The sequence below is a fragment of the Achromobacter sp. LC458 genome, from assembly GCF_001005835.2.
Lineage (GTDB): Bacteria > Pseudomonadota > Gammaproteobacteria > Burkholderiales > Burkholderiaceae_B > Achromobacter > Achromobacter spanius_B.
Genome location: NZ_LBHW02000018.1, coordinates 88,803 through 101,666 on the forward strand (window position 1 = coordinate 88,803; position 12,864 = coordinate 101,666).

11 protein-coding genes are annotated in these 12,864 nt (G+C 64.6%); 3 read left to right on the plus strand and 8 right to left on the minus strand.

What is annotated here, in order from left to right:
* Positions 1-126: 126 nt before the first annotated feature.
* The 4 genes from YH64_RS16595 to YH64_RS16610 all read right to left on the minus strand — a co-directional run bounded on the left by YH64_RS16595 (position 127) and on the right by YH64_RS16610 (position 3,945).
* Positions 127-1,737, minus strand: a complete 1,611-nt coding sequence (locus YH64_RS16595; RefSeq protein WP_046804234.1) for a methyl-accepting chemotaxis protein — start codon at positions 1,735-1,737, stop codon at positions 127-129.
* A gap of 159 nt (positions 1,738-1,896) precedes the next feature.
* Positions 1,897-2,808: a LysR family transcriptional regulator gene (locus YH64_RS16600; protein WP_046804233.1), complete on the minus strand. Its 912-nt coding sequence runs from the start codon at positions 2,806-2,808 to the stop codon at positions 1,897-1,899.
* Positions 2,809-3,091: 283 nt separating this feature from the next.
* Positions 3,092-3,511, minus strand: a complete 420-nt coding sequence (locus YH64_RS16605; protein ID WP_046804232.1) for a hypothetical protein — start codon at positions 3,509-3,511, stop codon at positions 3,092-3,094.
* Positions 3,508-3,945: a Fur family transcriptional regulator gene (locus YH64_RS16610; protein WP_046804231.1), complete on the minus strand. Its 438-nt coding sequence runs from the start codon at positions 3,943-3,945 to the stop codon at positions 3,508-3,510. Before YH64_RS16610 ends, YH64_RS16605 begins: the two co-directional genes overlap by 4 nt.
* A 106-nt stretch (positions 3,946-4,051) precedes the next feature.
* Between YH64_RS16610 and YH64_RS16615 the strand changes: the two genes are divergently transcribed.
* Positions 4,052-4,837 carry an AraC family transcriptional regulator gene (locus YH64_RS16615; protein ID WP_082134428.1) on the plus strand — a complete coding sequence of 262 codons (786 nt, stop codon included), beginning with the start codon at positions 4,052-4,054 and terminating at the stop codon, positions 4,835-4,837.
* Between the two features lie 19 nt (positions 4,838-4,856).
* Here YH64_RS16615 and YH64_RS16620 read toward each other — a convergent pair whose 3' ends face one another.
* Positions 4,857-5,318: a YkgJ family cysteine cluster protein gene (locus YH64_RS16620; protein WP_046804230.1), complete on the minus strand. Its 462-nt coding sequence runs from the start codon at positions 5,316-5,318 to the stop codon at positions 4,857-4,859.
* 221 nt (positions 5,319-5,539) lie between these two features.
* On the opposite strand from YH64_RS16620, the gene YH64_RS16625 reads away from it, so the two are divergent.
* On the plus strand, positions 5,540-6,145 hold the full coding sequence (locus YH64_RS16625) for a DNA-3-methyladenine glycosylase I (protein ID WP_046804229.1): 606 nt from the start codon (positions 5,540-5,542) through the stop codon (positions 6,143-6,145).
* Positions 6,146-6,164: 19 nt separating this feature from the next.
* Here YH64_RS16625 and YH64_RS16630 read toward each other — a convergent pair whose 3' ends face one another.
* Positions 6,165-8,090 carry an LTA synthase family protein gene (locus YH64_RS16630; protein ID WP_052945983.1) on the minus strand — a complete coding sequence of 642 codons (1,926 nt, stop codon included), beginning with the start codon at positions 8,088-8,090 and terminating at the stop codon, positions 6,165-6,167.
* A 355-nt stretch (positions 8,091-8,445) separates the two neighbouring features.
* Between YH64_RS16630 and YH64_RS16635 the strand changes: the two genes are divergently transcribed.
* Positions 8,446-10,521: an AsmA family protein gene (locus tag YH64_RS16635; RefSeq protein ID WP_046804227.1), complete on the plus strand. Its 2,076-nt coding sequence runs from the start codon at positions 8,446-8,448 to the stop codon at positions 10,519-10,521.
* Between the two features lie 80 nt (positions 10,522-10,601).
* Here YH64_RS16635 and YH64_RS16640 read toward each other — a convergent pair whose 3' ends face one another.
* Positions 10,602-12,197 (minus strand): sensor domain-containing diguanylate cyclase, encoded by a 1,596-nt coding sequence (locus tag YH64_RS16640; protein ID WP_046804330.1) that lies wholly within the window; start codon positions 12,195-12,197, stop codon positions 10,602-10,604.
* 11 nt (positions 12,198-12,208) lie between these two features.
* Positions 12,209-12,853: a TetR/AcrR family transcriptional regulator gene (locus tag YH64_RS16645; RefSeq protein WP_046804226.1), complete on the minus strand. Its 645-nt coding sequence runs from the start codon at positions 12,851-12,853 to the stop codon at positions 12,209-12,211.
* Positions 12,854-12,864: the final 11 nt, after the last annotated feature.

A 12,864-nucleotide genomic window follows, 5' to 3' on the forward strand; every position in this document is an offset into this window, starting at 1 on the left:
GCCTTTAACAACGGCCACAGGCCGGCAAGTCTTAAACCGGAAAACGGCTTAGGGAAAAAATACTCATACAAATGGATGGGGTGGCGGGGCAATATCGGCCATTTGCATGAGGCGGCGGTCATCGCCTCAGTGCGCGTGGGCGTGACGTAACGCAACCGCCTGCGGCGTGACGTCGATAATGGTTTCAGCCGGCACCTTGAAAAACGCGGCCGTAGCGGCCAGACGCTTGGCCTGGTCTTCCAGCGACGACGCGGCAGCGGCGGCTTGCTCGACCAAGGCGGCGTTTTGCTGCGTCACGTCGTCCATTTGCGTAACCGCGCGGTTGATCTGGTCGATACCTTGCGATTGCTCCGTCGACGCTTCCGTGATTTCCGCCATGATCTGCGTAACGCGCTGCACGGACGACACAATTTCCTGCATGGTCTCACCGGCCTGGCGCACCTGTTCGGCGCCGCTGTCCACGTTGGTGGTGGACTGTTCGATCAGGTCCTTGACCTCGCGCGCGGCTTGCGCGCTGCGTTGCGCCAGCGACCGCACTTCGCCCGCCACTACCGCAAAGCCCTTGCCTTGCTCGCCGGCCCGGGCCGCTTCCACGGCAGCGTTCAGCGCCAGGATATTGGTCTGGAACGCGATGCCGTCAATGACCGAAACGATCTCGGCGATGCGGCGCGAGCTATCCGAAATGCGCGACATGGTTTCCACCACCTGGTGCACCGCTTCGCCACCGCGCATTGCCACCCCGCGGCTTTCCGCCGCCAGCGCGTTGGCCTGGTGGGCGTGTTCGGTGTTCTGCTTGACCGCCGTGGCCAGCTCTTCCATGCTGGCGGCCGTTTCTTCCAGCGACGCAGCCTGCTCTTCCGTGCGGGAAGACAAATTGGTATTGCCCGACGCGATCTCGGCCGCGCCCGTGTTGATTTCGTTCACGCTGCGGCGCACTTCGGCCACGGTGCGCGTCAGGCTTTCCTGCATGCGCTTCAGGGCCGAGAACAACACGCCGATCTCGTTGTCGGCCCCGGTGTGGACGCGCTGCGTCAGGTCGCCCGAGGCGATGCGGTCAAAGTGCACCGCGGCCTCTTTCAACGGCGACAGCACCTGGCGGCTGATGAAGCGCCAGCAACCGATGGCAAGAATCAACGCCAGGCTCAACATGACGATGGCGGCGGTTTCGGCTTGCAGATAGCGGCGGTCCGACGCGTCGTTGATCTCCACGGCGCGCCGCTCCGTGTGGGACAGGATGGCGCCAAGCCGTTCTTCGAATCGCGCGTCCGCAACGCGGGCCTCGGCCACCGCCGCGACGTAGCCTTCGGCGGATTGCTTTTGCAGCGCATCGCCCAGCGCGTCGATGCTGCGGACATAGGCGTCGAATACGCCGTCCATGTCCGCCGTCATTTTGCGGGCGGCATCCGTCAGCTTGGGCACCGTCTGGAATACGGCATAGCGTTTGCGCGCGCTGGCCAGGAACTTGCCCGCCTGCTCGACGCTGGCCTGCGCCTGGGCGGTGCGTCCGGCCTGCACGTCCAGATAGGCGGCCACCAGCGTGATGCGGGTGCGCAATAGCAGGACTTGCGTCTCGTAAAGCGGGCGGGTCTGCTCGGTAGACACCAGATTGAGGTTGTCGACCGCTTCATCGGCCACCTTGGCGAATGACCAGCCCATGCCGGTGGCGGCGGCCAGCGCCAGGACGAACAGCGTAAGGACGGACAACAGCCCGGTCCGAATTTTCAGGTTCTTAAACATGCGCGAGACTCCAGCAAGGGCGGTCGGCGCAAAGCCGCCGCCAAGATCAAGTGATAAACCCGCGTCGACTGTAAATTTAGATTACAACTTTAACAATTGATCATTTCTCAGCGCCCCGTTGTCGTTTCGGCAACGCAGCTGGCGGCGGCGCGCCCGTGCCTAGAACAACCCTTCGGTGTCGCTGCGCAGATACCGCAAAAACCGCTGGGCCGCGTCGGGCAGCGGGCGCGATACGTGGGTCTGGATCTGGATCTGGCCGCCGTTCAGCAGCGCGTCTTGAACGGGCCGGCAAACCAATGTGCCGGCCGTCAGCTGGGCGGCGGCGGTCAAGCGGGCGCACAAGGTCACCGCGTTGCCCGTCAGCACATAGTGGTAGACCGCATCGGGGTGGTTGGAGGTGAAGGCGGGCGACAGGGTGGTGTTGTACAGGCTTGAGGCCATGTCCAGCAGCCGACGCAACGCGCTGCCGCCTTCGGGCAACGCCAGCGGATAGGCCGACAGCTGCGTCAAATGCAACGAGCCATGGGCGGCCAGCGGATGGCCGGGGCGCATCACGGCCACGATCTCGGCCGGCCGCGCACAGATGACGGCAATGTCCTTTTCGGCCGCGTGGCTGTACGTGACGCCGATGTCGGCCTGGGCCGAGCGCACTCTTTCAGTGACCAGCCCGGCGTCCAGCACGGTCAGGTTAAAGCGCACCGACGGATGCTCTGTCTGGAACGCCGCGAATTTAGGCGGCAGCGCGCGCGTCGCAATGCCATGGGCGCCGGCGATCTTCACGGTTTGCGTGTATCGCCCGTTCTGGCCGCCGATTTCGGCATACGTGCGTGCGGCATCGGCTTCCACGCGCCGTGCATGGTCCGCCAGGATGCGGCCCACCTCGGTCACGCGCATGCCTTTGGGATGGCGTTCAAACAGCTGGTTTTGCAGGCGCTGTTCCAGCCCCGCGATCTGCCGGCTGACCGCCGAGCTGACAACGTTCAGCCGCGCGGCGGCGCCATTGACGGACCCTGTGTCGACGACGGTAAGAAAATAACGAAGCGCGGTGCTATCGAAGTGGAATCGCTTCATTGACGTGGATGCCGTAAATCTCAATGTCGAGTCCAAGCGGTTGGCAGCCGCAAAAATGGCGCGCGGGGCGGATGGCATCGGAAACGGCCGTCGCACGCAAGTCCCGGCGGGCAGGGACCAGCGGAAGTGCCAAAGACGGAATTTATGCCAGCAACGCTTTTTGCCACAATCGCAAAATAATCAATATTGCATTCGAATTTCGGCAACCTCGGCGTTTTTGCGCAGCGCCGGAAATGCAAAACGCGCCCGAAGGCGCGCAGGTACTACCGCGATCTACGCAAATTCAATCCACGACGAATCCACTGGGGCCGCTGTGGCCAAGCAGTTCTCGCGCGCATTGCAGGGCTTCGGCGCTGGTGGCCACCGCCAGGAACGGCATGCCGAACGCGCGCGCCATTTTCTCGCCGCGTTGGCGGATGCGGTTCAGCGCATCAGGTTCCCGTTCAACCGCAATAAAGGCGCGGCAACGTGCTTTCAAGCGCTGCATATTGCGCGTCTGCCAATCGATCATCGCCTTGCGGTCGTCGTGGCCGGCTTCCATACGCATGTCTGGCATGACCATGACGAAGCTCTGCGGATTGTCCACCAGCATTTCCATCTCGCGTATCCAGCTGGCCGAATAACCGTCGGGGGCGCCGCCGTGTTTGGCGGTCACGATGGGAAAGCGCGATAGATCGTGAAAGAAAAAATGATCGCGGTTCATTCGAATTCTCCTTGGGCGAGCGGCGCGGCGGCTTTGCAGCCGCAACTGCCGTAGAGCACCAGGCTGTAGGAGTCCAGCAGGAAACCGCTGCGCTTGGCAATCTTGCGCACCAGTTGCGCCATGGCGGGATCGCTGGATTCCAGGATCTGTCCGCAGTGCTTGCAGACCAGATGGTCGTGGTGCCCTTTGTCGTTAAGCTCGAACACGGTGTTGTGCGCGTCGAGCTGAGTGCGTTTGAGCAGGCCGGCGTCTTCAAGTTGCGTGATCACGCGATACACCGTGGCCAGGCCGATGCTGCTGCGGTCCGAGATCAGATTGCGGTAAATGTCGGCCGCGCTCATGTGTTGATCGGCGTGCTGATAAAACAGATCAAGAATCTTCAGACGCGGGAAGGTGGCTTTAATGCCGGCGTCGCGCAGCCGCGTAGTGTCCATCGTTTTCTCCTTCGGGGGGCTGATGCCCGACTGATGAGAATGATGTACATTTTCAACTTCGCCCGCTAACGGGAACCCGTCAACCTGTAGCTCAAAGTTGCCAACCATGCTTCACATGGCCATCGCCAACGCGCGCCCCGATACGCTGCTGACATCGTTCAGCGTGCAAGGGCGGCGCGAGTCCAAGGGCATCGCCGTGCCCTTGCACGTGCATGACGAAGGCATGCTGACGCTGGTGCACGAAGGCCTGGTGGTGGTTCAGGCCGGCTCGCAGGTCTGGACGGTGATGCCGGGCAGCCTGGGCTGGATTCCGCCGGGCACGCCGCATGGCGCCCGCTGGTTCGGCGATGCCCGCGGCACGTTCCTCTACGTACGGCCCGACGTTTGCCACCGGTTGCCGGCGCACTGCCGGTCATGGCCGTCATCCAAACTTATCGAAGCCCTGGTTGACCGGTTCAGCGGCAGCCAGCCGGGCGAAATTTCCGGCGCCTACCAGGCTCAGCTGTTTGACGTGCTGTTGCACGAACTGGACTCGCGCGCGCATACGCCGCAACTGCTGCCGATGCCCGTTGACCCGCGTCTGCAAGACCTGGCCAACACGCTGCTGGATACGCCTGACGACATGGCGGGCATCGATGAATGGGCGCAGCGGCTGAACATGTCGTCACGCACCTTGATGCGCAGGTTCCGGCAAGAGACCGGCGTCACGCTGGGGCAGTGGCGGCAGCAGGCGCGCTTGCTGCGCGCACTTGAAATGCTGTGCCGGGGCGGCTCGGTAACGCAGGCGGCCTTGTCGGTGGGCTACGAAAGCACCAGCGCCTTCATCGGCAGTTTCCGGGCGGCTTTCGGCATGACGCCCACGCGTTATCTGGCGGGGCTGCAACCGCATTGACCGTGCGGCGGGCGCGTTGCTACGCCGCGGCCGGTTGATCCGGGTGCATCGGGCCTTGCGGGTCGTTTTCCGCATCGGGACGGGGCGCAACGGGCGCCAGCCCCAGGCCTGCGCGCAGGCGCTGGCAGTCCGGGTTCGGCGACCCATCGGGCATCCAGATATCGAATTCCCGGCAGGGCGTGGGGCGGTCTTCGTAGATGGCGCAGTGGATGCCGGGCTTGCCCAGTTCGCCACGCAGCGAAATGCAGCGGCCGCCTCCCATTTCGGTGCCCTTCATGCAGGCGCGCAGCGGGCTCATCTGCGTGACCAATTCCACCGGCACGTGGCCACCGTTTTCGCCCGCCAGCTCGCCGCAATAGAACGACACCCGAAAGTGCGAGCAACAGGCGCCGCAGTCCAGGCAAGGGTTGGCATCGGCCTTGTCACCGGCCAGGATGGCGGGCGACACGAACGTCAGAACAGCGGTCTCTAGCAGCGACATGAGAGAGGGGAGAAGTTTGGCAAGCCTGCCCGACCCCGGGATGGACGCAAAACGGGCTTGCTGTTGGTGCAAGCCCGTTTGGGATCCGGGGCGCGCGCGGACAGGGCCGGCACGGGATCAGCGCGCAAATAGTAGCTGGATTCAGACTGCGGCTGCTACGACTTTTTTCGGGGACGTTGCTGCGTTAGCATCGATACCTGACCGCAGCCTGGAGCTTTGCCTTGAACGCCAAAAACGACTTCCCCGACGGCCTTGCCCGTTGCGGCTGGGTGGATACATCCGCCGAATACATGGCCTATCACGACACCGAGTGGGGGCGCCCGCAAGGGGATGATCGCGCGCTGTTCGAACAGCTTTGCCTTGAAGGTTTTCAGTCCGGCCTCAGCTGGCGCACCATCCTGAACAAGCGCGCGGCGTTTCGTCGCGCCTTTGCCGAGTTCGACCCTGCCCGCGTCGCGAAGTTTGGCGAGAAAGACATCCAGGCGCTGTTGGCCGATGCCGGCATCGTGCGCCATCGGGGCAAGATTGAAGCCGTGATCAACAACGCGGCGCGTGCGTTGGAAATGATCGATCGGGAAGGGTCCCTGGCCGCGTTCTTCTGGCGCTTTGAAGCGCCCGACGGGTCGCCATCGACGCTGGGCGCGTCAACGTCAGAGCAATCCATCGCGCTGTCCAAGGCATTGAAAAAGCTGGGCTGGAAGTTCGTCGGGCCCACCACTGTCTACGCCTTCATGCAATCGGTGGGCATGGTCAACGACCACACCCCCGACTGCCATTGCCATGCGCCCAGCGACAAGGCGCGCAAGGGGTTCCTGCGCCCGCGCTGATCAGCGCGTGGCGCGTGGATCAGCGCTTGGCGGCGTCCACCGGCGTGGCCGCCATTTCGGGCGTCAGCCCGGGCAGGCTGTAACGGCCTTCGCGATACGCCCAGCTGGGCCATAGCGCATGGGCCAGCGCTTCGGTGGCCAGCTCGGGGTTCAGGGCAACGGGCGCGTAGTCTTCAGGCGCGGTGTAGCGGTACTGCACCGGCGTTTTGTTGGGCGCCAGCACCAGCAAGTCGTTTTCCTTCAGATACCCGTACGTGTTGTCGTACTGCATGATGGCGCGGCCCGGTGTGCTGCGCGTCAGGTCGTGGCCGATCATCGGGTGTTCGGTGTCCACGCCAATCAGCGACAGCAAGGTGGGCGGCAGGTCGATCTGGCTGATCAGGCGGTCGTCGCGGCGTGCCTCGACGCCGGCGCCCAGGATCACGGCGGGAATATGGAAGTGGCGCACCGGCACCAGGCTGGCGCCGAATACGCGCGAATCGTGGTCGGCCGCCACCAGGAACACGGTGTTCTCCCAGTATGGCGACGCCTTGGCGCGTTCAAAGAAGCGGCCCAGCGCCCAGTCCGCATAGCGCACCGTGTTCTCCACGGTGGCGGGGTTGCCTTCCGTCTGGATGCGGCCGGCGGGGTATTCCCAAGGGGTATGGTTCGATACGCTGAACGCCAGCGTGAAGGTGGGCTTGTCGCCGTCTTCGCGCAGCAGGCGGTCAAGCTGATTGAACATGTCTTCGTCCGACGCACCCCAGGTGCCCACGAACGCGGGGTCGACGAAGTCGGCGCGGTCAACGATCTGCTTGAAGCCGTTGCCCAGGAAGAAGCCCTTCATATTGTCAAAGTGCGATTCGCCGCCGTAGATGAAGCGCGAATGGTAGCCATGGCGGCCCAGCAGGTCAGCCAGCGAGAAAAAGCCGCGCTGCGAACGGGGCAGCTTCAATACGGCCTGGGCAGGCGTGGGCAAAAAGCCCGTCACCACGGCTTCCAGCCCGCGCACCGAGCGCGTGCCGGTGGCATAGGCGCGCGTAAACGCCCAGGCTTCGCGCGCCAGCGCATCCAGTTCCGGCGTCAGGTTGGCGCCGCCCAAGCCCGCGCTGTATTGCGCGCCCAGGCTCTCTTCAAGAATGATCACCAGGTTCAGCGGCCGCGCCGTCTTGCGCGTGGCGGGTTGGCGATGCAGGCTGGGGTAGTCGGGGTTGGCGGGAGGATTGGGCAGGCCGGCTTGCGCCAGCACCAGATCGTGCATCTGGTCATCGTCCATGCCGCCGTACACCGCCGAGGCCGACTTTTCGTTCTTCATGCTGTAGACGGCGTAGAACACGTTGTAGAGCGAATTGAGCGCCAGCGTGTTCAGCATGCCGTCCGAGCAATAGGCCACCGAAGACGGGTTGATCGGGCGATGGCCCAGCGTGCCGCGTATGGCCAGGATGACCACCGCCAGGATCACCACGCTGGCAATCGGCATCTGCCACCAGGTCAGCGCCGCGTCGGCCTGGGCGTGTCCGAACAGGGCGTACGCGCCCCAGCCGATCAGCGCCAGGGCGGCAAAGGCGCCCACCAGCACGAGCTTGTAGCCGCGCCACAGCATGCCCGAGACTTCGCGCGGGTGCTTCAGGTATTCAACGAACAGGCGGTTGGGCCGGGAGTCGTATTCCAGGATGAAGGGCGGCGAGGCCACTTCCAGAAAGGCCAGCAGCATGAAGGCCACCAGGTACCAATATCCGGCAAGCGAGGCGGCAATCGGAAAGTGGCCAAAGAAAGGCGACAGCACCGCCGGCAGCGCGGCCAGCACGGCGATCTGATGCGCGTCGATGCGCAAACCGCCCAGCAACAAGGGGACCAGGCCACCGGCATTGCGCACGCGCTGCCACTGCCAGGCGGCCAGCGCCAAGCGGCTCAACGTCAGCAGCGCAAATGCCGCCACTACGAAAATCAGGGTTGAATGCCGCATTGGGCCTCCAGGTTGTTCTGCATCCGGCCCGGTGGGCCGAAACCAATCTTGCGGGCATTGGATCAGGGACCGCGTAGAAAATTCAGCGAATCCGCGCGCCCGACCACGCCGGTCACCGCTTCGGCTATTTCGCTTTGTAACGGCCCTTATTGTGCTTCACCTTTACCGGGCACGCCGCATGCTGCGTCAGGCAAGGCGACGACCGCCATGTCGGCCGGTATGCAGCGCCGCCGCTTGGAAAGATCCGCACACATTATGGGGCCGGCAAGCTTAACCCTTGCCCCGGGCCGCGATACCCTTGTTGGTAAATGGGGTCGGCGGTGACGGGCCGGCCATAACGCCAAGGATGAACGCCATGACGCGAACAAGAAAAATAGCGATCGGGATTGTAGGGGCACTGGCCCTGCTCGTGCTGGTATTGGCGGTGGTGATCGCCACCTTTGACTGGAACCGCGCCAAGCCCATGATCAATGAACGCGCCAGCGCCGCCATCGGCAGGCCGTTCGCCATCAATGGCGATCTCAGCGTCAAGTGGCAGCGTGAACGGGACGAGGGCGGTTGGCGGGCCTGGGTGCCGTGGCCGCATGTGGTCGCCAACGATATTTCGATCGGCAATGCGCCCTGGGCCAAGGCGCCGACCTTCGCCACGCTCAAGCGCGGCGAGTTCAGCCTGGCGCCCTTGCCGTTGCTGCGCCAGCGCGTCGTCATTCGCAGAATCCAGCTGACCGAGCCCGCCGCCGATCTGCAACGGCTGGCCGATGGCCGCGCCAACTGGGTGTTCACGCTGCCTGAATCCGGCGAGCCGTCGCCGTGGGTGCTGGACATCAACGAGATCGGTTTCGACAAGGGCCGCGTTGGTTTCGTCGACGAGACGCTTAAAGCCGACCTGACGGTGCTGGTCGATCCGCTGGGCAAGCCCGTCCCGTTCGCCGACGTGGCGGGCGCCGCCGTCGCGCCACAGGACGGCCAGGCCCCGGCGCCGCGCGACTATGTCTTCGGCTGGAAGGTTGACGGCAAATACAAAGGTCTGGACACCAAAGGCGAAGGCAAGGTCGGCGGCATGTTGGCCCTGCAAGATCCCAAGCAACCCTTTCCGGTCCAGGCGGATGTCGCCGTGGGCGGCACCAAGGCGTCGATCACCGGCACCGTGACCGACCCCGCCAACCTGGGCGCGCTGGACTTGCGCCTGAAGCTGGCCGGCGCATCCATGGCGCAGCTGTACCCGCTGACGGGCGTGACCTTGCCGGATACGCCGCCGTATTCCACGGATGGGCATTTGGTGGCCAAGCTGCAAAACCCGGGCGGCGCCGTGTTTGACTACAAGGACTTCAACGGCAAGGTCGGCAATAGCGACTTGCATGGCGACATCACCTTTGCCATGGGGGCGCCGCGGCCCAAGCTGACGGGCAAGTTGTCGTCCAAGCAATTGCGCATGGTCGACCTGGGGCCGTTGATCGGGGTGCCGGCAGACGGCACCGCCGCCGCACCCGCCGACAAGACGAAGGACGCGCCGGCCAAGCCCAAGGGCGGCAAGGTGCTGCCCACGCAGGCGTTTCGCACCGACCGCTGGCGCGACATGGATGCCGACGTGTCGCTGGACGCCGGCCGCATCATCCACGACAGCAAGCTGCCCTTGTCAGACCTGTCGGTGCACGTGGTCTTGCAGGACGGCAAGCTGACGCTGGACCCCTTCAAGTTCGGCATCGCGGGGGGCAACATCAACGGCACCATCAATCTGGATGGTGCCCACGAGGCCATGGCCGGGCGCGTGGACCTGCATGCGCGCCGCCTGCGGCTCAAGCAGCTGTTCCCCGCCACCGAAGCCATGCAGAAGACGCTGGGCGAACTGAACGGAGATCTTGCCGTCAGCGGCACCGGCAATTCCGTGGCGGCGCTGCTGGGCACGTCCACCGGCGACATCAAAATGCTGGTCAACGACGGCGTCATCAGCCGCAGCCTGATGGAGATCGCCGGCCTGAATGTGGGCAACTACGTGGTGTCCAAGCTGTTTGGCGACGACGAGGTAAAGATCAATTGCGGCGCCGCCGACCTGGCCATGAAAAACGGCGTGATGACGCCGCGCGTCTTTGTTTTCGACACTGAAAACGCGCTGATCAGCATCACCGGCACGGCCGATTTCAAGAACGAAAAAATCGATATGGACGTCACGCCCGACAGCAAGGGCTTCCGCATCTTCTCGCTGCGTTCGCCCTTGTACGTGCGCGGTACGTTCGGCGACCCCGATGTGGGCGTGCACGTGGGCCCGCTGGCGGCGCGCGGCGCGGGCATGGTGGCGCTGGGCGTGTTGCTGACCCCGGCCGCCGGCCTGCTGGCCTTGATCGCGCCCAGCACCAATGACGAAAACGCGTGCGGGCCGTTGCTGGAACAGATGCGCAAGCCGCCGACCGCGCCGGCGCAGACGGGGAAGTAGGTCGGTCAGGATGGCGGCCCTCGGCTAAAGGGCCGCCGTGCCGCCGCCGCGCCGTCACCGTGCCGCCACCTGCGGCATCGCTACTTCGGCGACACGCGCCGGGCACCTTCCGGTTCGGCGTCATCCGCCACGCACACGGCGTTGCGGCCGTTGTTCTTCGCGTAATAAAGCGCCTTGTCCGCCCGCCGGTAGACCGCTTCCAGCGTGGCGCCGTGTTCGGGATAGCGCGCCACGCCCACCGACACCGTCAGCGGCGACCCGATGGAATCCGGCGGCTGCCGCGAGGCGATCTGCTGCCGCAGCCGTTCGGCGGCAGCCGCCGCGGAATGCAGCGAGGCGCCCGGCATCAGCACCACGAATTCTTCGCCACCCGCGCGCGCCAGGGTGTCGCCCACCCGCGAGCCTTCGCCCATGACGGCCGCCAACGCCTGCAAGGCCCGGTCGCCCGCCGTGTGCCCATAGCGGTCATTGATGGTCTTGAAGTGGTCGATGTCGATAGCCAGCAGCGCCACGGGCGATTCGCCCGCTTGCAAGAGCGCCATGGCCTCGTCCAGGCCGCGCCGGTTCAGCAGCCCCGTCAACGTGTCGGTGGTGCTTTCACGGCGCAGGTCCCGAATCTTGTGATGGATCGCCGCCAAGCCGATGATGAGCGCGCGCTTGAGCTGCGCCGCCTCGAAATACCACGACCGCACGTCGCGGATACGGTCGGCGGAATCCGGGTCTTCCATGCGCTTGGCGATGCCCGCCAGTTCGCCCAGCGGCCGGGCAATCCAGCCCGACAGTACCCAGATCGTGATGATCGACAACAGCAGCAAGGGCAGGGTATTGCGGGCGGTGGCCATGAGCAGGTCGCTCAAGGGTTGCAGGGTGCCCGCGACCGGCCGCTGCGCGACGATGCTCCAGCCGGTGCTGGGCACGGGGGCGTAACCCGCAAGCATGTCGCGGCCTTGCTGATCGGTAAACCGCATTTCGCCCGTTTCACCCCGCCGCGCCGCCGCCAATGCGTCGATGTCCGGTGCCTTGTGGCCCAGCAGGCTGCGATCCGGGTGATAGATCAGCGTGCCGTTGCGATCCATCACGTACACGAACGAATCGTCGCGATAGAAATGCTTGTCCAGCAGGCGATCCAGCGCGTTGTCCTCGTGCAGATACAGCGTGCCGGCGATGTACCCCAGGTAACGGTAATCACGCGAGAAAATCGGATGCGAATACAGAATCAGCCAGCGGTTGTTGCTGGCCTGATAGGGTTCGCTGATATTCGGCTGCTGCGTGCGGATGGCATTGCGCGACGGCTCGCTGGTCAGTTGCTGGCCCAGCAGTTGCGGATACGCCGACGATGCCGCAATGACCTTGCCCGTCGGCGAGACCACGACGGTGGAATTGAACTGCCCCATCTGCGCTTGTTGGCGCCGCGTTTCTTCGACCATCAAGCCGGGGCGCGCTTCCATGTCGGTCAACACGTCGGCGCTATACGCCAGATAACGCCGCACGTCCGCCAGAAAAAGGTCGGTGGTGACGGCAAGCTTGGACGCGTAGACGCGGTTGACCTCAAGCGCGTTGTGCAGCAGCAGGTCGCGCTGCACCAGGTAGCTGGCGTGCAATCCGCCGGCCAGCACCAAAACGACCGACAGCAGGCAGATCCAAAGGATAAGGCGCCGAAGGTCGATGCGGAACATGGTCGCGGCCGTCAGGAACGGGCGTGGCCCGGAGGCACGCCTGAAGGCGGCCGGCTGCCCGTCAGGGCGTCCCAGGCGCACATGGCTTGCCGCGCCACTGATTGCAAAGTCTTGCGGCTGGCGCCGTCGCGCGCCTGGATCGACATGCCGTGCAACACGGTCGTGTAGAACGCCGCCAGCGCTTTCACGTCGGTGCCGGCAGGCAGTTCGCCGTCGGCAACGCCGGCGGCAAGGCGGGCCTGAATCCGGGCCTGCATCTCTCGCCGGCTATCGCAGAGGAATTCGCCAACGCTGGCGTGGTTGACGCTGCCGGACGGCGCGCCCAATACGATCATGCAGCCGGGCGGCGTGCCCGGCGCGGTGAAGCGTTCGGCTGCGGCCATCAGCATGGCTTGAACGCCTTCACGTGCAGTCGCGCCGTCTTGCAATGCGCGCCGCGATCCCCCGCCGGCGGTCTCACGGTATAGCTCGACGGCTTCACGAAACAGGTCTTCCTTGGAGCCGAACGCGCCATAAAGGCTGGGCGAGTTAATGCCCATCGCTTCCGTGAGTTCGGACAGCGATGCTGCTTCATATCCCTTCGACCAGAAAACTTCCATTGCCTTTTGCAAGGCCTGGGCCCGGTCAAAGCTCCGGGGGCGCCCACGTTCTGCCATGGCGGGATTTT